The sequence below is a fragment of the Frigoribacterium sp. AC512 genome (genome assembly GCF_979258295.1).
In genome coordinates this window covers 2,880,433-2,901,345 of record NZ_OZ409850.1, presented here as the reverse complement: position 1 = coordinate 2,901,345, position 20,913 = coordinate 2,880,433, and the positions used below count along the sequence as shown (strand labels likewise).

The following is a 20,913-nucleotide window of genomic DNA, read 5'->3' as shown; positions in this document are numbered from 1 at the left end:
GCAGCAGGGCCGCGCCTCAGGCGTCGGAGTACCCGAGGCGGGCGGCGGCGGCGGCCGAGGCGAGCGCCATCCAGACGCTGACGGTGGCCACCTGCACCCACGCGTCGGTGCCGAACGAGGTCTGGAGGACCAGGCCCGGCCCGGCCTCGGACAAGAGGTAGTCGGAGAGGAACACGTCGCCGACGCGCACGCCGCCGGTCATCCCGGGGAGCAGCAGGACGAGCGCGATGACGGAGGCCGTCGTGAGGGCGACCCCGCGGAGCACGGTGCCGAGCAGCAGGCAGAAGACGGCGACGACGGCGACGTAGATCGCGGCGGCGACCACGGCGCGCACGACGGTGCCGGCCTCGATCCAGCCGTCGGGGTGCACGGCCGAGGTGGCGGCCAGGCCGGCGACCGAGCCGAGGACCGACAGGACGACGCCCAGCAGGGCGGACACGGCCGCCTTGGCCAGCAGTGCGAGACCGCGACGGGGCGCGACGGCCAGGGTGGTGCGGATGCTTCCGGTTGCGTACTCGGACGTCGTCCCCAGGGCCGTCAGGAGGCCGATCACGAGGGCGGACAGGGTGGCGGAGCCGAGGACCGCGGTGGTGGTCGAGGCCTCGGCGCTCGAGGCGAACGCCACGGCGCCGAGCGCCCCGGCACCGACGGCGGCGAGCGCGAGCCACCGCATCGAGGTCAGGGAGGCGACCTTCAGCCACTCCGACCTCATCAGGCCCGTGAAGTCCTGGTGGGCGGCGGTCGACGTGCGGGTGTCGCGGGCGGCGACGGGTGCCGAGGACGAGGTGGGCAGGTGCTCGTTCATCGTGTGGCCTTCGAGGAGTCGGTGTCGGTGATCGCGTCGGCCCGGTACTCGACCGAGTCGCCCGTGAGGTGGAAGAAGGCGGCCTCGAGGGAGACCTGGACCGGGGCGAGCTCGTACAGCAGCACGCCGGCGGGCCCGGCCGCCTGGGCGATCTGCTCGGCGGTCAGGCCGGCCACCTCGACGGTGTCGGCCGAGACGGGGACGAGCGTCGCGCCCAGCGGCGCCACCAGGGCGCTCAGGTCCTCCGGTCGGTCCGTGCGGACGCGGACGGCGCCGCCGCCGCCGGCTCGTGCCAGCAGCTCGGCCGTCGGGGTGTCCGCGATCACGCGCCCTCGTCCGAGCACGACGAGGCGGTCGGCCGTCTGGGCCATCTCGCCCATCAGGTGGCTCGAGAGCAGCACGGCCCGGCCCTCGGCGGCCAGCTGGCGGCACAGCTGGCGCACCCAGATGACGCCCTCGGGGTCGAGGCCGTTCACCGGCTCGTCGAGCACCACCGTGCCGGGGTCGCCGAGCAGTGCCGTGGCGATGCCGAGACGCTGCTTCATGCCGAGCGAGAACGTGCCGACCTTCTTGCGGGCGACGCTCTCGAGCCCGGCCAGGCTCAGCACCGCGTCGACGCGACGGTCGCCGATCCCGTTGGTGCTGGCGACGACGCGCAGGTGGTCACGGGCCCGTCGGCCGGGATGGACCGCGCCGGCGTCGAGCAGCACGCCGACCTCGGCCATGGGCGCAGGGCTGTCGACGTAGCGGCGGCCGTTCACCGTGACGGTGCCCGACGTGGGGCGGTCGAGCCCGACGATCATCCGCATCGTGGTCGACTTGCCGGCGCCGTTCGGCCCGAGGAACCCCGTCACCGTGCCCGGCCGCACCGAGAAGGACACGCCGTCGACGACTGTCTTCGCGCCGTGGCGCTTGCTGAGTCTGGTCGCTTCGATCATGGTGCCGACGCTACGGACGTCGGACGGACGTGAGATCCTCCACGGGTATCCGTCCGCTGGTACCGGAGTGCCGAGGGTCTGTCGTGCCGAGCGACAGCCGCCTCCGGCGTCGCGGCCGTACCGGTCCGGCGCGGGTCCTGCACATGTCGGCAGCCGGGGGACGTCCGGCGGCCGGGACTGGGACCTGCCTGCACGTGCAGGACGGTCCCGCCGCCGAGGGAGTGACCTGGGGGAGGTCCGCGCCGGGCGGGCCACGGACGAGAGGACGACCGACATGGGTCTCATGGACAGCGCGAAGGACGCGATGGGCAGCGACAAGGGCGAGAAGGCCTCGGACGCGGGCATCGACAAGGCCGAGCAGGCTGCCTCACAGAAGAGCGGCGGCAAGTTCGACGACAAGATCGAGAAGGCCGGCGACGCTGCCGACGAGAAGGTCGGCCGCTGAGCTGAGTCGTCGTCGGGGTGCCGCGCTCAGTGTGCGGCACCCCGACGGCATCCGCGTCGGGGGACGTCCCCGTGGTCGACGCGGACCGCAGCCCGCAGCCCGCCCAGTCCCCTCAGGCGCCGAGGAGCGAGAGCACCAGCCCGCCCCCGGCCGCGACGAGCACCACGGCCCACGGCGGCGTCCGCCAGGCGGTCAGCAGCACGAAGCAGACGAGCGCCAGGCAGAACGCCCCGGTCGACGTGATCGCCGTCGTCGCGACGGGGTCCCAGAGCGCCGCGGCGAGCAGCCCGACGACCGCGGCCCCCGCCCCCCGCATGACGCCGCGCAGCCACGCCCGGTCCCGCACCGCCGCCCAGAACGGCAGCACCCCGACGAGGAGGAGCAGGCCGGGGGCGAAGATCGCCAGCGTCGCGAGCAGCGCGCCGAGCGGGCCCCCGGGGCCGAGGGTCGTGACGGCGCCGAGGTAGGTGGCGAAGGTGAAGAGGGGACCGGGCACCGCCTGGGCCGCTGCGTACCCCGTGAGGAACGCCTCCTCGGTGACCCAGCCGGGGTCGACGAGACCCGCCTGCAGCAGGGGCAGCACCACGTGGCCGCCGCCGAGCACGAGGGCGCCGGAGCGGTAGAGGACGTCGACGAGCGCGAGCGCCTCGGAGCCGGTCGCGCGGGCGAGCAGCGGCAGGCCGACGAGCAGCCCGGCGAAGAGCGTGAGGCAGGCGACGGCGGCCCGGCGAGGGACGGCGGCCGCCCAGGCCGCGGGTGCCGCAGGCGGAGAGGCATCCGCGCCGCCGTCCGCGCCGCCGGCCGGGTCGCTCGCGCCGCGGAGCAGCCAGAGCCCGGCCAGCACGCCGACGGCGATCGCCGCGAGCTGCCCCGTCGAGCCCGGAAGCGCGAGCGCGAGCACGGCGGCGACCACGGCGACGGAGGCGCGGGTCCGGTCGGCAGCCAGCGAACGAGCCATCCCCGCGACGGCGTGCGCGACGATCGCCACGGCGCCGATCGTGAGGCCCGACACCAGCGCGCTGCCCACGGGGCCCTCGAGGAGCCCGACGCCCGACGCGACAGCGAGCATGACGAGGGCCGACGGGAGGGTGAACGCCACGAAGGCGGCCAGGGCGCCGAGGGGGCCGCCGCGCAGCAGCCCGAGGCCGAAGCCGACCTGGCTCGAGGCCGGGCCGGGGAGGAACTGCCCCAGCACGACGAGGTCACCGTAGTCGGCATCGCCGAGCCAGCGCCTCCGCTCGACGAGGTCGGCGCGGAAGAAGCCGAGGTGCGCGACGGGGCCGCCGAACGAGGTGACGCCGAGCACGGCGAAGGCGCGGAGCACCTCGGCCGCGGTGCCGGGGCGCGGGGGCGCATCCTGCCGGCCGTCTTCCGGCGAGTCGGCCGGCTCGGTCGCGTCGGCGGGGTCCATCGACCCAATCGTCGCCGATCTCGCGGCGTCGTGCCACGGGGGGACGTGGACGGCGGGCGACGAGGAGGTGACCGTCAGGGGCCGCGGCGCCCGCGAGTCGAAGGGGACCGCCCGGCAGTCGGGGTGCCGGACGTCCGCGCGATGGTCGACCCTCGGGGGAGGGCCGCCTGCGACCTCGGTCACGACGGTGTGGGTGCGAAGGGGCAAGTCCGGCGTGGGTGTCCTGCCGAGGTGGTCGCCCCGGCACGCCGAAGTCAGCCCACGGTCGGCGCGGCCCCTAGGACTTCCGTCACATCCGTGTCGTGGAAGACTCGACGACGTGCGCATCCTCCTCGTCCGACACGGCCAGAGCACCGCCAACGCCGCCGGTGCCGTCTCCAGCGCGGCCCCCGGCCCCGACCTCACCGACCTCGGTCGCGAACAGGCCGACGCCCTCGTCGGGACGCTGGGCGACGACCGGATCGACGCCATCTACGCGTCGACGCTCGTCCGTGCCCAGCAGACCGCCTCCCCCTCGCCGCCCGTCTCGGGCTCGACGTCGTCGTCCGTGACGGACTGCACGAGATCGAGGCCGGCGACCTCGAGGACCGCACCGACGAGGAGGCGCTGCGCGGCTATGTCCTGCCGTTGGTCGCCTGGGCAGGGGGAGACCTCACGGCCTCGGCCCCGGGCGCCCCGGACGGGCACGCGTTCTTCGAGCGGTTCGACGCCGCGATCGCGGACATCGTCGCGCTGCACGACGACGACGCCACCGTGGTCGTCGTCGGCCACGGCGCCGCCACCCGCGTCTGGCTCGGCGGTCGCGCGCTCAACGTCGACCCCGAGTTCACGACCAGCACCGAGATGGAGAACACGGGCGTCATCGAGGTCGTCGGCTCGCTCGAGGCCGGCTGGACGGTCGTGAGCTGGCAGGGCGCGCCCGTCGGCGTCGCCGCCCCGAACGACCCGACCGGCGAGGCGCTCGGCGAGGCCGTCGACGGGGACTGACCCGCACCGGGCACCCGGCGGGACTACGGACGTCGGTAGTCGTCGTCCGACACGTGCTCGAGCCACGTCGTGGTCGTCGACGGGTCGTCGGCCGACTCGATCATCGCGAGGTGCTCCATGTAGTCGTCCGGAGTGGCGCCGTGCCAGTGCTCCTCGCCGGGAGGCGTGTAGATCGTCTGGCCGGGCAGCGCCTCGACCACGGTGCCGTCCCGCGAGCCGAGCAACGCGACGCCCTCGGTGACGTGCAGGGTCTGCCCCCTCGCGTGCGAGTGCCAGGCCGTGCGGGCCCCCGGCACGAACCGCACCTTCACGACCGTCATCCGGTCGCCCTCCTGCTGCGGCGACGCGATCGCGTCGAGCCAGACGTCGCCGGTGAACTGCTCGGGCGGGTTCTTGACGGTGGGCGCTTTCGGGACGATCTGCACGGGTGCTCCTCGGTCGTGGGGGAGCGGCCTGCCGGGCGGCGGCCGCTCGCGCCGCCGCGGGGCTGACCGCGAGGCGCACCTCGACGCTACGACGGCGACCCGGCGCCCGGGGTGCCCTGCTGGTGCCCCTGTGGAGCCGGGGCGGGCACGTGGTGCCGGGGAGGGGTCACGCCGGTGGTCGGTGAACCGCGTTCCGAACGATGAACCGCGAAAGAACGCGGTTCATCGTTCGGAACGCGGTTGGTGGGGCGGGGTGACGGGGGGAGGCGCGGCGCCCGACGGGCACCGCGCCTCCTGCGTCCAGGGCCGGGGTCGGCGTCAGTCGGGCAGCGGCGCCGCGTAGACGCGGAAGTCGCCCTTCTCGGCGTGCATCGTCCACAGGGTGTCTGCGAGCACGTCCGGCTCGTGGGCCGGGTCGCCGCCGCCGATGCCGAGCGGGATGATCAGCTGACCGACGTGGATGCCCTCGGACGCCAGCGCGCCGTGCAGCAGCTCGGCGTAGGCGCTCTCGCCGGCGAAGGCGACGGCCGTCCCGGTGACGCCGTCACGCGGACGCACCGCGCTCGCGCCGTTGACGAAGAGGAGCGTGCCCCCGCCGAGGCTGCGCATCCCGGGGATCACCTGGTGGGCCGCCGTCGCCGGGCCGTAGATCGAGAACTCGACCGGGCCGACGAGGTCGTCGGCGACCGTCTCGAGCACGGGACGCATGAACTCCTTGGCGGGGAGGGGGCTGTACTGCAGCACCTCGATCGGCCCGAGGCGGGAGGCGGCCTGCTCGAGCGCGGAGACGAGCGAGGGGCGGTCGCGCACGTCGGCGACGAAGCCGGCGGCCGTGTGGCCCTCGGCGACGAGGGTCGCGGCGAGCTCGTCGACCCTGGCCTGGTCTCGGGCGATCAGCGCGATGCTGAGGCCCTCGCGGGCGAAGCGGCGGGCGACGGCCAGGCCGAGGCCCTGGCCGGCGCCGATGATGGCGAGTGTGGTCATGGCCCGACCCTACGGAGGCCCGAGGAGGCGTGACGCGCCCTGCCAGGGAACGCTCGGGCGCCGCAGCCGCGGCAGTCCCGTTTTAGTCAAATGCAACAAAGTGGCCTAAAGATCCTGAGTCGCGAGCTCGCGCAGCAGCGCCGCCTCCTCGTCGGGGGCGAGGCCGGCTCGGCGGGGACGGCCGACCCCGCGCGTCACCTCGTCGTCGCGCACGCGTCGTATCGTCTCGGCGAGGGGGCGCGTCGTGCCGCCGGCGGCACGGAACGCCGCCGTGCTGCGCCGCGCGAAGCCGGACGCCTCGAGCGGCAGCCACAACGGCAGCGACCGGGGGCCCGCCCACCACCGCACGTCGTGCTCGAGCAACCAGGCGTCGTCGACCGGCACGAGCTCGGGGTCGGTGCCGGCCGCGAGCCGCGCCTCCTCGAGGACCTCGGCCAGGGGCACCGGCTCTGCGGCAGCGATGACCGGGCCGAGGAGGCGCTCACGGCCCGCCCGCACCACCCACGCTGCGAGGTCGGCCACGTCGATCACCTGCGCCCAGCGTCCCTCGGTCGTGGGCACGAGCACGCGGCCGCCGCGCAGCATCCGCGCGGGCCAGTGGCCGAACCGGTCGCTCGGGTCGCCGGGACCCACGACGAGCGAGGGCCGCACGACGAGGAGGCGGTCGCCCAGCCGGGCGGCGGAGGTGCGCTCCGCCCAGGCCTTCTGCTGCGCGTAGAGATCGGGAGCGGCGTCGTCGGGGCGCTCGCCGACCGCGACGAGCTCGGCGGACTCGTCGGCGCCCGGCTCGTCGTCGCGGGAGTGGACGCTGACGGACGAGACGAGGGTCCAGTGGCGGGCGCGTGCGGCCAGGGCGTCGAGCGCGCCCTCGACGAGGTCGGGCGGCGTCGCGAGCTCGACGACCTCGTCCCATTCGCGGTCGACGCGGGCCACCGCGTCGTAGGCGCCGGGGCGGGTGCGGTCTGACCGGACCAGCGCGGCTCCCTCGGGGGCGCCTCCTGCGCTGCCCCGGGCGAGGCAGGTGACGTCGGCTCCGTCGGCCACCGCCTGCCGCGCGATCTCGTGGCCGAGCCACCCCGTCCCGCCGAGCACCAGCACCTTGCGCATGCGGGCCAGTCTGCCGGATCCACGGGTTCACGAGCCGCGGGGACCGCACAGCGGACGGGCAGAGAGAGGGCACGGCCACCACGCAGGTGGCCGTGCCCGGGTCGATGTTGTCCGCATCTGAGCTTCACGGGCAGGGGAGCGGAGCGACACCGGCCGGTGAAGACGCATGGTGACGCCTTCGACCCGGTGGACGGTACGCGCTCCGACCCGTGCCCGTCCGCATCCCGGTCAGGGCCCGGTCGGCACCCGGACGAGGGGACGCGGGGATCGTGCACGACGCCCCCAGGCGGTCACGGTCTACCGTCGAGGACATGTCCGTCACCCTCCCTGCCCCTGGCCGCCTCGACGACCGCGCCGTCGTCGTCACCGGAGCGAGCTCCGGGATCGGCCGTGAGGCCGCCCGTGCCCTGTCGGAGCTCGGCGCCACCGTCGCCGTCGTCGGCCGCAACCCGGACCGCACCCGCGCGGTCGCCGACGAGGTCGGCGGCACCGCCTACCTCGCCGACTTCGCCGACCTCGCCTCGGTGCGCTCGCTCGCCGACCAGCTCCTGGCCGACCTGCCCCGCATCCACGTGCTCGCCAACAACGCCGGGGCCACGATCGCGGAGCGTCAGCGCACCTCCGACGGCTTCGAGCTGACGTTCCAGGGCAACCACCTGGCGCCGTTCCTGCTGACCTCGTTGCTGCTGCCGCGCATGGTCGAGACCGCGGCCGACCACGCGCCGGGCACCGTCCGCGTCATCCAGACCTCGAGCGCCGGCAACCTCTTCGGCCGGGTCGACCTGGCCGACCTCGACGGCGACCACGAGCGCTGGTACGGCGGGTTCCGCGCCTACGGCACCTCGAAGCTGCTCAACATCCTGTTCACGCGCGAGCTCGCCCGTCGTCTCGGCAGCACGGGAGTCGACGCGTTCGCGTTCCACCCCGGCTTCGTCGCCTCGGGGTTCGGCGGGAACGGCCCCGTCGCCACCTTCGCCAAGCGCGCGGCCGTGTCGACCGAGCAGGGCGCCGAGCCCCTGGTGCGGCTCGCGGCGGCGCCGACGGTGCCCGCGCCGAGCGGCAACTACTTCGACCGGCTCCGTGCGCCGGGTCGCGTCGCGGCGCAGGCCGGCGACCGCGACCTGATGCGCGACCTGTGGGAGCGGAGCGCCGACCTGCTCGGCATCCCGTCCGACCCGCTCGCCTGAGCGCCGCGCGCCGCGCTGCTCGGTGTTCCTCCTCATTCAGGAAGATCGGTCCTGCGTCGTGCGGCGGGGGGAGTGCTCGTCCTGAGTCGTGCACGGATCAGGACGTCGCCGCCACGGGTTCCTGAGTCGTGCGGAACGACGCCCGTGCCGAGGAGGTGCGGGGCCGGCGAGCAGGGGCAGGCACAGCGGGGCGAGCAGGGACAGGCACAGCGGGGGAGGCGCGCGTCAGGTGATCCTGACCCGCGCCTCCCCCGTCCCTAGGGTCCGCACGTCGTCGCCGAGGTCGACGCGGTGCGTCGGGCTCGGCAGGGCGCGCGGCGCGTCAGTACGCGACGGAGATGTGCTCGCGCCGGTGCGCCGGCGTCTCGATCTCGTCGACGATCGCCAGCGCGAAGTCCGCTCCGCTGACGGCGGAGGCGCCGTCCTCGTCGGTGAACGCGACCTCGCCGCCGACGCGGTAGCGGCCCCGCGCCTCACCGGGGGCGTACGCGCCGAACTGCATCGCGGGCGACACGAACGTGAAGTCCAGCGACTCGGCACTGGTGAGCAGCTCGCTCAGCACCTCGTTCATCTGGAGTGCCTCGTCGGCGTACTCCGGCGGGATCTGGCCGGTCTCGGCCTGGCGCGGCCCGCCCTCCTCGAGGCGCAGCGAGCTGTAGCCGCCGACGACGACGAAGCGGGCGCCGTGCTGCTCGGCGAGGGCCGCGAGCTCACGGTCGACCTCGACGATGCGTCCGTCGAGCTCGCCGCGGGGCGAGAGGCTCGAGACGACGACCTGGGCGTCGGACACGGCGCGGGCGCGCACGTCGGCGTCGACGAGCGACCCGGTCTCGTAGCGGACACCCGCGACGCGGGCCTCCTCGGCTGGCACGCTGCGGCTGACCGAGACGACCTCGTGTCCGCGGCGCGCGGCCTCGGCGACGATCGCGCTGCCGGCGTAGCCGGTCCCTCCGACGACGGTGATGCGGGTCATGGCGTTCTCCTTCTGGTTCTTCTGTCCGTGGGGCTTCGCGGCTACGCTAGGTCCATTGGTCACTGATGGGAAGTAGGCACTTTTTGGTAACCATCACCAGCTCGGACGCTGCCCCGGCGGTCGCTCCCGCTCCTCCTGCGGGCGGTCCGCCCCCGCTCGACCCGTACGCCGCGGGCTGCCCGTCGCGCCGCCTGCTCGACCGCATCGGCGACCGCTGGACGGTGCTCGTCGTCGGCTCCCTCGGCACGGGTCCGCTGCGCTTCTCCGACATCCGGAGGCGCGTCGAGGGCATCTCGCAGAAGATGCTGACGCAGACCCTCCGGGGGCTCGAGCGCGACGGGCTCGTCACCCGGACGGTCTTCGCCGAGGTCCCGCCGCGCGTCGTCTACGAGCTGACGGAGGCGGGCGAGACGCTGCGGACACCGCTGCGCGCCCTCGAGGAGTGGTCGATCGCGCACTTCGGGCAGGTCTCCGGCGCCTGGGCCGAGTACGACGAGAGGGCCGGCGGAGGCGCGGAGGGCTGACGCAGGCGGCCGGCGGTCCGGCGGCCCCGCGGCCCCGGCCCCGGGGTGGACGCAGCCCGGCACGAGACGTATCGTCGACCCGTGATCATCACCGCAGTCGCGCAGCCCTCGGGGCGTCAGGAGGTCGTCGGCGCACTCTCCGCCGGCGGCAGGTAGTCGCACAGTCGACACCCCCTCTCTCCTCCCCTGATCACTGCTCGTGTGCGCCGTCGTGCGCGCACCTCCTCGCCCCTCGAAATGCCTGCCCGCCGTCGAGTGGTCACTTCTCGTCCGTCCCCGTCGCGGGATCGACCGGAGCTGACCACTCGTCGTGCGGGCACGTCCTGACGGGGCCGGGGCAGGTGCGCGCGGCCCGGCGCCTGAGCACCCTGAACGACTGGTGAACCCCTGATGCTGCCCCTGACCGCCTCCGCCCTCCGCGCCTCCTTCGCGAACGCCTCGCGCAAGGAGACCTCCGACCTCGTGCTCCCGCCCGACCTCGACGCCCTCGACTGGGACTCCCTCGAGTTCGTCGGCTGGCGCGACCCGAAGCTGCCCCGCCGGGCCTACGTCGTCGTGCCCGTCGACGGCGAGCCCGTCGGCCTCGTGCTGCGCCAGGCCGAGGCCACGCCCCGGTCGCGAGCGCAGTGCAGCTGGTGCCAGGACGTGACCCTGCCCGCTCCGGTCGCCTTCTTCAGCGCGAAGCGGGCCGGTGCTGCCGGACGCAACGGCGACACCGTCGGCACTCTCGTCTGCGCCGGGTTCGAGTGCAGCGCGAACGCCCACCGCCCGCCGCCGCCCGCGTACCTCGGCTTCGACGTCGCGGCCGCCGTCGAGCAGCGGGTGCTCAGCCTGCGCGAGCGGACCGCCGGGTTCGTGCGGACGGTGGTCGACGGGCGCTGACCCGGCTGGCTCGGCTGACCTAGCTGGCCCGGCCGGCGCGGCTGACTCGGCTGACCCGGCCGGCTCGGCCAGCAGGCGCCGAGTGGTCCGAACTGGTCGTTCCCTGCCCCCAGGGGAACCGTTCGGGACCACTCGACGCCGCCGGCCGGGTCAGCGGGGCCGACCACCGGCCCGGGAGGACCGCCGGGGCGTCACCCGAGGAGGCGCCCCACGGCCACGCGCACGATCTCGCGTTGGGCGTCGACGTCAGCCGTGCGCGGCTGGTCGTCGGGCAGGCCCGGCAGCTGGACCCACGCCGACGCGATGGCCAGCACGAGGGCGAACAGGTCGTCGGGCGACCACGGCGGCGCTTCCGCCGACGCGGCCGACGCGGCCGACGCGCCCGATGCGGCCGACGCACCCGATGCGCCCGATGCGGCCGACGCACCCGATGCACCCGATGCGCCCGATGCGCCCGACGCGTCGGCGCCGACGAGGCGCTCGAGGTGCCCGACGGAGGTGGCCCGCACGCTCTCGAGGACCCCGAACGACGCCGCCCAGTCGTGCCGCTGCTCCAGCCGGGCCCAGGCGAGGAGGCGCTGGTTGGCGGGGTTGTCGACGAGGTGGTCGAAGACGGCGACCGCGAAGTCCTCGACGGAGGCGAAGTCGGCCGAGGCGGCCTCGCCGAGGTGAGCGAACGAGGCGTTCAGCACCGCGGTGAAGAGCGACTCCTTGTCTCCGTAGTGGGCGTAGAGGCGCTCCTTGCTGCAGGTGGCCGCCGCGGCGATCCGGTCGACGCGGGCGCCGGCGAGGCCGTGCTCGGCGAACTCCGCCGTGGCCGCCGCGAGGATGCGGCGGCGCGTCTCGTCCGCGTCGTAGGCCATGCGGCGAGAGTAGCCCCTTACAAAGCCAACCAACTAGTAGGTAGTATCTCCAGGTCCATGACGGCCGCCCGTCGTGGAGCGCCCCGAGACTCAGGGCACCAGAACCAGGAGAACAGTGACCACCTCAGAAGCACGGCCCGCCACCGGGTCGATCCCCGCTGCGTCCTCGCCCGCCGCACCTCCGTCCGCCCGCCGTTGGTGGGTGCTCGTGATCGTCGGGCTCGCGCAGCTCGTCGTCGTCCTCGACGGCACCATCGTCAACATCGCCCTGCCGCAGGCCCAGGCCGAGCTCGGCCTGTCGGACGAGAACCGCCAGTGGGTCGTCACGGCCTACGCCCTCGCCTTCGGCGCCCTGCTGCTGCTCGGCGGCCGCATCGCGGACTTCTGGGGCCGCAAGCGCACCTTCATCGTCGGCATGGTCGGCTTCGGCGCCGCGTCGGCCTTCGGCGGGCTCGTCTCGACCGGCGAGCTGCTCGTCACCGCCCGTGCGCTGCAGGGCGTCTTCGCCGCGCTGCTCGCCCCGGCCGCCCTCGCCGTGCTCACCACGACCTTCTCGCGCGGACGCGAGCGCAACACCGCCTTCGCCGTCTTCGGCGCCATCTCGGGTGCCGGCGCGGCCGTCGGCCTGGTGCTCGGCGGCGTCCTCACGGAGTTCGTCAGCTGGCGCTGGTGCCTCCTCGTCAACGTGCCGATCGTGATCGTCGCGATCGTCGCCGCCGCGCTCGTCGTCCGCGAGAGCAAGGCCGAGGGCGACAACCGGCTCGACGTCGTCGGCACGGTCGTCGTGGCCCTCGGCCTCGCGTCCCTGGTCTACGGCTTCACCCAGGCCGAGGACGGCTGGGGCAGCCCCGTCGTGATCGGCTTCATCGCCCTCGGCGCCGGCCTGCTCGCCCTGTTCGTGCTCGTCCAGAAGCGCAGCGACCACCCCCTCCTGCCCCTCGGCGTGCTCACGAACCGCGTGCGCGGCGGAGCGTTCCTCGTCCAGCTGATCGTCGGCAGCGTCATGATCGGCGCCCTGCTCTACCTGACGTTCCACCTGCAGATCGTGCTGGGCTTCGGCCCGCTCGAGGCCGGTCTCGCGACCCTGCCGATGACGCTCGTCATCATGGTGATGGCCCCGATCCTGACGAAGCTGCTGCCGGTGATCGGGCCGCGCCTCCTCATGGTCGTCGGTCCGATCGTGGCCGCCGCCGGCCTGTTCTGGCTGTCGTTCATCACGCCCGAGGGCGGCTACGCGACGCACGTGCTGCCCCCGCTGATCGTGATGGGCGTCGGCCTCGCCGGCATCTTCGTGCCGATGCAGAACCTCGCGCTCGCCGGGGTCGCTCCGCACGAGGCCGGCGCGGCCAGCGCCACCTCGAACGCGATGATGCAGATCGGCGGCTCGATCGGGCTCGCCGTCTACACGAACCTGTACGCGTCGGCCGTGGCCGGCAGCGCCGCGGGCGGGCTCGGAGCGCTCGTCGACGGCTACTCGGCGGCGTTCGTCGCGGCCGCGGTGGCCGCGTTCATCGCGGCGCCGATCTCGTTCTTCATGATCCGGGGCACGAAGGAGGAGCTGCTCCCGAGCGGCCCCGTGGTGCACCTGGGCTGACGCCCGGCACTGGCCGGCCCGGCCCCGCCCTGCCGCGCGCCCCGCACCCCGCGCCCTGCGCCCCGCGCCCCGCGCCCTGCGCCCGCGCCGCGCGCCGCGCGCCCCGCAGGGGACCATGCACCCCGCAGTGGACCATGCACCCCGTCGTTTCGGGGTGGATGGTCCACTCCGGGGTGTTTCGTGTTTCGTGCTTCGCGCGGCGCAGGAGGTGCGATGTGCGCCGGGCGGGCACCGCACCTCCTCGAGCTGCATGCCCACCATGAACCGCGGACCGAACGATGAACCGCGAAGAAACGCGGTTCATGGTTCGGTCCGCGGTTCTTCGCGCTTCGGGAGTCGGCGGGCTACTCGGCCTTCTCGGTCTGCCACTTCTCGGGGGCGCGGTCGCCGTTCGGGCGGACCGGTCGCACGTCGCCGACGATCGGGATGGCCCGCTTGCGGAGCGCCCACATGTAGCGGACGAAGAAGTGGGTCAGCGTCGACAGGCGGTTGCCGTTGCCGAGCAGGCTCGTGATGTGGACGAAGACCCAGAGCAGCCAGGCCACCGGCCCGGTCATCGTGAAGCCGTTCGGCAGCTGCACCACGGCCGCGTTCGTGCCGACCGTGGCCATCGTGCCCTTGTCGTGGTACTTGAACGGCGTGGACGGCTTGCCGGCGAGGAGGCGCTCGATCTGCTCGCCGATGTGCTCGCCGCCCTGGATGGCCGGCTGGGCGAGCTGGGCCAGGGCCTCGTCGGTCGCGGCGATGTCCCCTGCAGCCCAGATGCGGTCGAGGCCCTTGACCGTGAGGTCGTCGTTGACCTGGATGCGACCGCCGTGGGTCTGCGGCACGCCCCAGGCGGCCACCTCTGCGTGCGCGGCGACGCCGGTGGCCCAGACGACGAGCTCGGCGGGGATGAACTCGCCCGAGGCGGTGCGGACGCCGTCGGGCGTGACCTCCTCGACGCCGGTGTCGAGCCGCAGGTCGACGCCGCGCTTTCGCAGCACCTTGGCGGCGTAGCGACGGAGGCGCGGCGCGAACGGCTTGAGGAGCTCGCCGCTGCGGTGCACCAGCGTGATCGTGATGCTCGAGGCGTCGATCTCGGGGTACGCGTCCTTGAGGGCCTGGTCGCGGAGCTCGGCCAGCGCACCGGCCATCTCGACGCCGGTCGCGCCGCCTCCGACGATGACCACCCGGACCTCGCCGCTGCCCTGCGACGCCGCCGCGTTCTCGAGCTGCGTGAACATCTCGTCGCGGATGCGGAGGGCCTGCGAGCGGGAGTACATCGAGTAGGCGAACTCGTAGGCGCCCTTGGTGCCGAAGTAGCTCGTGTTGACGCCGTTCGCGAGGACCAGCGCGTCGTACGAGATCTCTTCGCCGTCGCGGAGCGTGATGACGCGCTCGTCGGCACGGACGGTCGTGAGGAGGCCGTGACGGAAGTCGGCGTTCGACTGCTTCGAGCGCAGGCTGCGGAGGAAGTACGTCACGTCGCCGGCGTTCAGGCCGCCGGTCGCGACCTGGTACATGAGCGGCTGGAACATGTTGTAGACGTGCCGGTCGATCAGCGTGATGTCGACGTCGGCGTCCTTGAGGGCGCGCATCGTGGCGATGCCGGCGAAGCCGCCGCCGACCACGACGACGTGGGGCCGCGCGGGCCGTGCAGCGGGCGTGGGGCTGGAGGTGCCGGCAGGTCGCTCGTCGGAGGTGCGGTCGTCGGACATGAGGGTGCTCCTGCGGGGTGCTCGGTTCGTGGCGGAGGTCGCCGGTGACCCCGATCTGCAGGCGGCTGGTTCCTCCGCCCGTGTCAGGGTACTCGCCTGTGAGGGTCCGTCGGACACCGTTCTGCAGGCTGCGCAACGGGTGTCGTTGAACGCTCCGAGAGGCCTCCCGGCGTCGTCGGCCGGACCCGGCGCGGGCGGCGTAGGGTCGTCGTCACCGGATCAGAGGGCCCCGCGCGAGCGGACGGCCGAGGGGGTACATCGTCGTGACAGGACACCACCGTCGAGGCCGCTGCGTGCCGGGCGAGCGCCCGTGAAGGGCTACGTGCTCTGGCGTCGGGACGCGTCGCCCGTCGTCCGCCGTGACCGCGAGGGCGACGACCGCCTCCGGCTGGTGGCGTCGCTCGAGGACCTCGTCCCCCTCGGCGCCGAGATCGCCGGGCTCGTGATCGACGACGACGCGGACGCGGAGACGAGCCACCTGACGGAGGACGCGTCGCCCCCGAGCGCGCCCGACCCCGACGACCGGCCGCTCGCGCCCGTCGTCCCGCTCTTCTCCGCCGACCGTCCCGCGCGACGCCGTCGCCGCCTCCACCGCTGACGGTGGCCCCCCGGGCTCGGGCTAGGGTCGTGACGACCGTCGCGCACCCAGCCGACGGCAGTCGAGGAGGCGCGCAGCCGTGACCGAGGTCGTCCTGTTCCACCACGCCCAGGGCCTGACCCGCGGGGTCGTCGCCTTCGCGGACGCGTTGCGGGCCGCCGGCCACGTCGTGCACACGCCCGACCTGTACGAGGGCCGCACCTTCGACTCGATCGACGAGGGCCTCGAGTTCGTGCACGGCCTCGGCGTCGGCGAGGTCGCCGCCCGCGGGGTCCGCTCGGCCGCCGACTTCGACGCCGACGTCGTCTACGCCGGCTTCTCCCTGGGCGTGTTGCCCGCGCAGCACCTGGCGCAGTCGCGCCCCGGTGCCCGCGGCGCGCTCTTCTTCCACGCCTGCGTGCCCGCGGCCGAGTTCGGCACCTGGCCGGCCGGCCTCGCCCTGCAGGTGCACGGCATGGACCACGACCCCTTCTTCGCCGACGAGGGCGACCTCGACGCCGCCCGCGAGCTCGTGGCCCAGCTGCGGGCCGACGACCCCGACGCCGACGCCGAGGTCTTCACCTACCCCGGCAGCGAGCACCTCTTCGCCGACTCGTCGCTGGCCGCGTACGAGCCGGCAGCCGCGGCGCTGCTGACCGAGCGCACGCTCGACTTCCTCGCACGGCACTGACGGCGCTGGCGTCTCCCTGGGCCCCGGCCCGCGCCTCCGGGGCAGAGTGGAGCGACCGCGGCGCCCTCACCACCGGCACGAACCCGCGGACGACACGAGCGAGAGGCCTGACATGAGCGACACCACGCACGCGCACGACGACGATGCGACGACCGGGACCGACGTCGACGCAGGCTCCGGCGTGGAGGCCGACGGGCGGTCGCCGCTCGGCCAGCAGGGCGCCTTCCGCGACGCGGAGGGTGCGGACGCCGACACCGAGTCGTCCGAGCAGGACGGCACGGAGAGCGTGCCGCGCGCGGGCGGCGGCCCGGCGCCGACGGACGGCACGGGCACCAGCGGCACGGGCGTCACCGGCTCGGCAGCCGTCAGCTAGTCCGCGGCCGTCTCCACGGCGAGGCCCCGTCCCGGGAGGACGGGGCCTCGCTGCGCGTCCGGGCGTCGGGCGTCCCGGCGTCCCGGCGCTCGTGTCGCGCGGAGAACCGCTCGTCCGCGCGTGCGGAGACCCGTGTCGCGGGCGCGACGACAGGCGTCGCGGGCGCTCGGCGTACCCCGTCGAACGGGAGGCTGGCTGTCGAACGCGCGCGGATTGTCGCTGCTGGCAGGGGACGGGGTCAAGCCCCCCTGCCTCTTTGTCCCCCTGATGCTCGTTCCTGGGACGAGCCTCCCTCGGCTCGGGACAGATTGAGGCGACCACAGACGACCGTGATCACCACGGTCACGACCCTGGAGAGGTTCGACATGAGCGACACCAACGGAGACGGCACCACGCCGTCGACCCCCGTGTACGACCAGGCCGCCGAGACCGGCTCGCCGCTCGGCGAGGCCGGTGCCTACCGCGACGTCGAGAGCAGCCTCGAGCGCCCGCTGGACGACACGGACGTCGACGGCGTCCCCCGCGCCGCAGGAGGCGCCTCCTCGACCGACGGCACCGCCGTCGGCTCGACCGGCGCGTACGGCACCGTCGGCGGCAGCACGACCGGCGCGACCGGCTCGACCGGCGACTCCGACTCGGGCGGCGGCGGGAAGGCCGACGCGGCGAAGGGCGAGGCAGGCAAGGTCGCCGGCGATGCCAAGGAGCAGGCCGCGAACGTGGCCGGCAGCGCCACGGAGCAGGCCGGCAAGGTCGCCTCGGAGGCCGCCGACCACGCGAAGCAGCTCTTCGGCCAGACGACGTCCGAGCTGAGGGACCAGGCCGGCGCACAGCAGGAGAAGGCCGCGGCCGGCCTCCGCACCGTCGGTCAGCAGCTCGAGTCGATGGCGCAGGGCTCCGACGGCGGAGTCGCACAGCAGCTCGTCGGCAACCTGTCGGGCCGCGCGCACGGCGTCGCCGAGTGGCTCGAGGGGCGCGACCCGGGGTCGCTGCTCGACGACGTCAAGCATTTCGCCGCGCGCAAGCCCGGCACCTTCATCGCCATCGCCGCGGTCTCCGGCCTGCTCGCCGGCCGCGTCGTCAAGTCGCTGACCGCCGAGGCGAAGGACGAGCACGGGGCCGCGTCGAGCACCGGCACCTCGACCACCGGCACCGGCACCGGCACCCCGAGCACCACCACCCCGAGCACCGGTGCCGCGCACACCACGGGCACCTCGGCCACCGGCCCGATCGCCGGCGAGTACGACGTCGTCACCGAGGGCGACGTCCCCGGCCTCGGCGCGACGGGCGGCGCCTCCGGCACCGCCGGCACGAGCACCAGCAGCGTGCCCGGCACCTGGCCCGACTCCACGGGGGCGCGCCCGTGACCGACCCGACAACGGGGGCGGCGTACCCGTCCTCTCCCGTCGGCGGCCCGGACCCCCGGGTCCCCGGCCCCGACTCGCCCGCTCCGGAGGAACGCGCGGCGAACACGTCGCTCGGCGACCTGCTGAGCGGCGTGACCGGCGACATCTCCACCCTCTTCCGGCAGGAGGTCGAGCTGGCCAAGGCCGAGCTCAGCGTCTCGGCCAAGAAGGCGGGCAAGGGCGCCGGCATGTTCGGCGGCGCCGGGCTCACCGGCCTGTTCGCCCTGCTGTTCCTGTCGCTGGCGGCGATGTGGGGCCTCGGCTCCCTCATCGGCCTCGGCTGGTCGTCGCTGATCATCGCGGTGATCTACGGCGTCGTCGCGCTCGTGCTGTTCCTGCGCGGCAAGAAGGAGCTGAAGCAGATCCAGGGGGCGCCGAAGACGGTCGACTCCCTCAAGAAGATCCCCGACACCGTGAAGCCTGGAGGCACCGCATGAGCAACGCAGACGGGTCGAAGACCCCCGAGGAGATCCGCGCCGAGATCGAGCGCACCCGCGCCGGACTCAGCTACGACGTCGACACGCTGGCCGACAAGGTCAACCCGACGAGCATCGCCCACCGCCAGACCGACAAGGTCAAGGGCAAGTTCACCACCATGAAGGAGTCCGTCATGGGCACCGCCCACAGCGGCACGAGCAGCGTCTCCGGGGCAGCTTCCGGCGCCGCTGACTCGGCCAAGGAGACCGCGCACCAGGCCGTCGGCAAGGCCAAGGGCAACCCGCTCGCCGTGGGGCTCATCGCCTTCGGCGTCGGTGCGCTCGTCGCCTCGCTCATCCCCGCGTCCGACGCCGAGCAGGAGCTGGCCGCCACCGCCAAGGACAAGGCCGGGCCCGCCGTCGACGCCGCCAAGGGCGCCGCGCAGGACGTCGCGCAGAACCTCAAGGAGCCCGCGCAGGAGGCCTTCGCCAGCGTGAAGGACACCGCTCAGGAGGCGGCGAGCACGGTCCAGGACGACGCCCGGTCGGCAGCCGGCGACGTCAAGGACAGCGCCCAGCAGTCGAAGGACACCGTCCAGGGCGCCTGAGCCCGTCACCCTCTCGAAAGGAACCACATGTTCTTCCACAAGCAAGAGCTGCAGCACAGCGCCACCCCCGACGCCCCCGACGCGGTCTACGCGCGCAAGCTCCAGGAGGTGCTGGGCGGCCAGTACGGCGAGATCACCATCGCCATGCAGTACGGCTTCCAGGCCTGGAACACGCACATCCCCGGCAAGTACCGCGACCTCCTCTACGGCATCGCCGCGGAGGAGTTCGGCCACGTCGAGATGCTCGCCATCATGATCTCGCAGCTGCTGGAGAAGGCCCCCGTCGGGCTCACCGACGAGGCCGTGCAGAACGACCCCGTCATGGCAGCCGTCATCGGCGGAACCGACGTGCAGCAGGCGATCGTCGCCGGCGCGGGCGCCCGCCCGGTCGACAGCATGGGCAACCCGTGGCAGGGCGCCTTCATCACCTCGAGCGGCAACCTGCTCGCCGACTTCACGGCGAACGCCAACGGCGAGATGCAGGGCCGTCTCCAGGCCGCGCGGCTGTACCACATGACCGACGACAAGGGCGTGAAGGACCTGCTGAGCTTCCTCATCGCCCGGGACACCATGCACCAGAACCAGTGGCTGGCCGCCATCCAGGAGCTGCAGGACGACGGGATCGAGCAGTTCCCGGTGCCGAGCACGTTCCCCCAGTCGAAGGAGGACCAGACGGTGAACTACCAGTACCTCAACTTCTCCGACGGCGAGCACGCGAAGGAGGGGTCGTGGGCCTCGGGCCCCTCGCCCGACGGCAAGGGCGAGTTCTCGTACCACGACGGTCCCACCACGACCGCGCCGATGCCCGCTCCGACCACGCCGGACGAGCGCTTCCACGGCACGACGGGCAAGTCGCCGCTGCTCGAGAAGACGAAGGGCGCCGTCAAGGACGCGCTGCACAAGGGCTGAGCGCAGACGCACGACGACCCCGTCCCCTCGAGGGGCGGGGTCGTCGTGCGTCGTGGCGGCGGGTGCTAGCGGCCGAGGACGATCGAGCCGGTGTGCGTGCGGATCGTGGAGGTGCGGGTGCTGAACGCGTTCAGCTGGGCGCGCACGTAGCGGCCGAGCGAGGTGCGCTGCACCGACGGCGACACGTAGGCGCCGATGGTGACCGCGTCGCGGTGCGCGGTCGAGACGTACGAGCCGATCGGCTCGTCGCGGCGGGTCGTGCTGACGTAGCGGCCGCCGAGCGGGAACGGCTGGGCGGGAGTGGTCGATGCGGTGCGGTCCATGGGGGCCTCCTCGTTCAGGGAGACGAGGGCCGCCGGTCGACTGAGGGCGGGGTGCTCGTCTCCGTCGGCGTGAGCACCACCCTAGCGCCTTTTCTTGAACAGTTCAAAACAACACCCCGACCGAGGAGGCGTGCGTCACGCCCCGAGCAGCAGTCGAAGCCCCAGCGCCGTCATCACCACGGCGATCAGGCCGTCGAGCACGCGCCACGACGACGGCTTCGCGAAGAACGGCTTGAGGAGGCGCGAGCCGAGGCCCAGCGCCGCGAACCACAGGAAGCTGCCCGCGATGGCCCCGCCCGCCCACCACCAGCGGAGGTCGCCCGGCTGCTGGTTCGCCACCGACCCGAGGAACACGATCGTGTCGAGGTAGGTGTGGGGGTTCAGCCAGGTGAGGGCGAGCACGGTGACGACCGCGGTCTTCCTGCTCGGCTGCACCGCGCCTCCCTCGGTCTGCAGGGCGCCCGACGGCCGGATCGCCCGCCTCGCGGCGAACCCCGCGTAGACGAGCAGGAACGCGGCCCCGACAATGCGCACCGCCACGAGAGCCTGCGGGGCCGCCGCGATCAAGGCCCCGACGCCGGCGACCCCGGCGATGATCAGCACGGCGTCGCTCACGGCGCAGACCGCGATGACCGGGAGGACCACGCGGTTGACGCCCTGCAGGCCGATCTTCAGCACGTAGGCGTTCTGCGCTCCGATCGCGACGATCAGGGCGAGGCCGGTGCCCATGCCGAACAGGGCGGGCAGCAGGAGGGAGGAGAAGGTCACGGCTCGACGCTAGGGAGGAG

The 20,913-nt window shown here is 73.8% G+C and carries 23 protein-coding genes and 1 pseudogene; 13 read left to right on the top strand and 11 right to left on the bottom strand.

Annotated elements, in window-relative coordinates; translation table 11 throughout:
• Positions 1-16: 16 nt before the first annotated feature.
• Positions 17-805 carry a hypothetical protein gene (locus tag ACZZ97_RS13390; RefSeq protein WP_463473465.1) on the bottom strand — a complete coding sequence of 263 codons (789 nt, stop codon included), beginning with the start codon at positions 803-805 and terminating at the stop codon, positions 17-19.
• Positions 802-1,743 carry an ABC transporter ATP-binding protein gene (locus ACZZ97_RS13385; protein ID WP_463473464.1) on the bottom strand — a complete coding sequence of 314 codons (942 nt, stop codon included), beginning with the start codon at positions 1,741-1,743 and terminating at the stop codon, positions 802-804. Before ACZZ97_RS13385 ends, ACZZ97_RS13390 begins: the two co-directional genes overlap by 4 nt.
• 274 nt (positions 1,744-2,017) lie before the next feature.
• Between ACZZ97_RS13385 and ACZZ97_RS13380 the strand changes: the two genes are divergently transcribed.
• Positions 2,018-2,188 carry an Rv0909 family putative TA system antitoxin gene (locus ACZZ97_RS13380; RefSeq protein WP_463473463.1) on the top strand — a complete coding sequence of 57 codons (171 nt, stop codon included), beginning with the start codon at positions 2,018-2,020 and terminating at the stop codon, positions 2,186-2,188.
• 112 nt (positions 2,189-2,300) lie between these two features.
• Here ACZZ97_RS13380 and chrA read toward each other — a convergent pair whose 3' ends face one another.
• Positions 2,301-3,599, bottom strand: a complete 1,299-nt coding sequence (gene chrA, locus ACZZ97_RS13375) for a chromate efflux transporter (protein WP_463473462.1) — start codon at positions 3,597-3,599, stop codon at positions 2,301-2,303.
• On the opposite strand from chrA, the pseudogene ACZZ97_RS13370 reads away from it, so the two are divergent.
• A pseudogene (locus ACZZ97_RS13370) lies at positions 3,481-4,586 on the top strand (histidine phosphatase family protein). The gene chrA and the pseudogene ACZZ97_RS13370 overlap by 119 nt on opposite strands.
• A 23-nt stretch (positions 4,587-4,609) precedes the next feature.
• Here the strand turns inward: ACZZ97_RS13370 and ACZZ97_RS13365 are convergent.
• The 3 genes from ACZZ97_RS13365 to ACZZ97_RS13355 all read right to left on the bottom strand — a co-directional run bounded on the left by ACZZ97_RS13365 (position 4,610) and on the right by ACZZ97_RS13355 (position 7,102).
• Positions 4,610-5,011: a (R)-mandelonitrile lyase gene (locus tag ACZZ97_RS13365; RefSeq protein WP_463473461.1), complete on the bottom strand. Its 402-nt coding sequence runs from the start codon at positions 5,009-5,011 to the stop codon at positions 4,610-4,612.
• A gap of 318 nt (positions 5,012-5,329) precedes the next feature.
• Positions 5,330-5,995 carry an SDR family NAD(P)-dependent oxidoreductase gene (locus tag ACZZ97_RS13360; protein WP_314104125.1) on the bottom strand — a complete coding sequence of 222 codons (666 nt, stop codon included), beginning with the start codon at positions 5,993-5,995 and terminating at the stop codon, positions 5,330-5,332.
• Between the two features lie 105 nt (positions 5,996-6,100).
• Positions 6,101-7,102 (bottom strand): NAD-dependent epimerase/dehydratase family protein, encoded by a 1,002-nt coding sequence (locus ACZZ97_RS13355; RefSeq protein ID WP_463473460.1) that lies wholly within the window; start codon positions 7,100-7,102, stop codon positions 6,101-6,103.
• 311 nt (positions 7,103-7,413) lie between these two features.
• Between ACZZ97_RS13355 and ACZZ97_RS13350 the strand changes: the two genes are divergently transcribed.
• Positions 7,414-8,289, top strand: coding sequence for an SDR family NAD(P)-dependent oxidoreductase (locus ACZZ97_RS13350; protein WP_463473459.1), 876 nt, complete (start codon positions 7,414-7,416; stop codon positions 8,287-8,289).
• Between the two features lie 322 nt (positions 8,290-8,611).
• Here the strand turns inward: ACZZ97_RS13350 and ACZZ97_RS13345 are convergent, their stop codons facing one another.
• Positions 8,612-9,262, bottom strand: a complete 651-nt coding sequence (locus tag ACZZ97_RS13345; RefSeq protein WP_463473458.1) for an NAD(P)-dependent oxidoreductase — start codon at positions 9,260-9,262, stop codon at positions 8,612-8,614.
• Between the two features lie 191 nt (positions 9,263-9,453).
• Between ACZZ97_RS13345 and ACZZ97_RS13340 the strand changes: the two genes are divergently transcribed.
• Positions 9,454-9,786, top strand: coding sequence for a winged helix-turn-helix transcriptional regulator (locus tag ACZZ97_RS13340; RefSeq protein ID WP_233569146.1), 333 nt, complete (start codon positions 9,454-9,456; stop codon positions 9,784-9,786).
• Between the two features lie 390 nt (positions 9,787-10,176).
• Positions 10,177-10,668 carry an FBP domain-containing protein gene (locus ACZZ97_RS13335; RefSeq protein WP_463473457.1) on the top strand — a complete coding sequence of 164 codons (492 nt, stop codon included), beginning with the start codon at positions 10,177-10,179 and terminating at the stop codon, positions 10,666-10,668.
• A 191-nt stretch (positions 10,669-10,859) separates the two neighbouring features.
• Here ACZZ97_RS13335 and ACZZ97_RS13330 read toward each other — a convergent pair whose 3' ends face one another.
• Entirely contained in the window at positions 10,860-11,531 is a 672-nt protein-coding gene (locus ACZZ97_RS13330; protein WP_463473456.1) for a TetR/AcrR family transcriptional regulator, read from the bottom strand.
• A gap of 115 nt (positions 11,532-11,646) precedes the next feature.
• Between ACZZ97_RS13330 and ACZZ97_RS13325 the strand changes: the two genes are divergently transcribed.
• Complete coding sequence (locus ACZZ97_RS13325) at positions 11,647-13,125, top strand: MFS transporter (protein ID WP_463473455.1); 1,479 nt, start codon at positions 11,647-11,649, stop codon at positions 13,123-13,125.
• Between the two features lie 344 nt (positions 13,126-13,469).
• Here ACZZ97_RS13325 and ACZZ97_RS13320 read toward each other — a convergent pair whose 3' ends face one another.
• A complete protein-coding gene (locus ACZZ97_RS13320; RefSeq protein WP_314104418.1) occupies positions 13,470-14,825 on the bottom strand; it encodes an NAD(P)/FAD-dependent oxidoreductase in 1,356 nt (451 codons plus the stop codon).
• A 310-nt stretch (positions 14,826-15,135) separates the two neighbouring features.
• On the opposite strand from ACZZ97_RS13320, the gene ACZZ97_RS13315 reads away from it, so the two are divergent.
• From ACZZ97_RS13315 to ACZZ97_RS13285, 7 genes are all read left to right on the top strand, one after another.
• Complete coding sequence (locus tag ACZZ97_RS13315; RefSeq protein WP_314104417.1) at positions 15,136-15,423, top strand: hypothetical protein; 288 nt, start codon at positions 15,136-15,138, stop codon at positions 15,421-15,423.
• Positions 15,424-15,502: 79 nt separating this feature from the next.
• Positions 15,503-16,093, top strand: a complete 591-nt coding sequence (locus tag ACZZ97_RS13310) for a dienelactone hydrolase family protein (protein ID WP_314104415.1) — start codon at positions 15,503-15,505, stop codon at positions 16,091-16,093.
• Positions 16,094-16,205: 112 nt separating this feature from the next.
• Positions 16,206-16,466, top strand: a complete 261-nt coding sequence (locus ACZZ97_RS13305; RefSeq protein WP_463473454.1) for a hypothetical protein — start codon at positions 16,206-16,208, stop codon at positions 16,464-16,466.
• A 365-nt stretch (positions 16,467-16,831) separates the two neighbouring features.
• Positions 16,832-17,830, top strand: coding sequence for a hypothetical protein (locus tag ACZZ97_RS13300; protein ID WP_463473453.1), 999 nt, complete (start codon positions 16,832-16,834; stop codon positions 17,828-17,830).
• Between the two features lie 119 nt (positions 17,831-17,949).
• Complete coding sequence (locus tag ACZZ97_RS13295) at positions 17,950-18,306, top strand: phage holin family protein (protein WP_233569147.1); 357 nt, start codon at positions 17,950-17,952, stop codon at positions 18,304-18,306.
• A complete protein-coding gene (locus tag ACZZ97_RS13290; protein ID WP_463473452.1) occupies positions 18,303-18,893 on the top strand; it encodes a DUF3618 domain-containing protein in 591 nt (196 codons plus the stop codon). Before ACZZ97_RS13295 ends, ACZZ97_RS13290 begins: the two co-directional genes overlap by 4 nt.
• Before the next feature lie 27 nt (positions 18,894-18,920).
• Complete coding sequence (locus ACZZ97_RS13285) at positions 18,921-19,802, top strand: manganese catalase (protein WP_314103596.1); 882 nt, start codon at positions 18,921-18,923, stop codon at positions 19,800-19,802.
• Positions 19,803-19,867: 65 nt separating this feature from the next.
• On the opposite strand, the gene ACZZ97_RS13280 is transcribed toward ACZZ97_RS13285, so the two are convergent.
• Positions 19,868-20,125, bottom strand: a complete 258-nt coding sequence (locus ACZZ97_RS13280; RefSeq protein WP_463473451.1) for a hypothetical protein — start codon at positions 20,123-20,125, stop codon at positions 19,868-19,870.
• A 135-nt stretch (positions 20,126-20,260) separates the two neighbouring features.
• Positions 20,261-20,893: a LysE/ArgO family amino acid transporter gene (locus ACZZ97_RS13275; RefSeq protein ID WP_463473450.1), complete on the bottom strand. Its 633-nt coding sequence runs from the start codon at positions 20,891-20,893 to the stop codon at positions 20,261-20,263.
• Positions 20,894-20,913 lie beyond the last annotated feature (20 nt).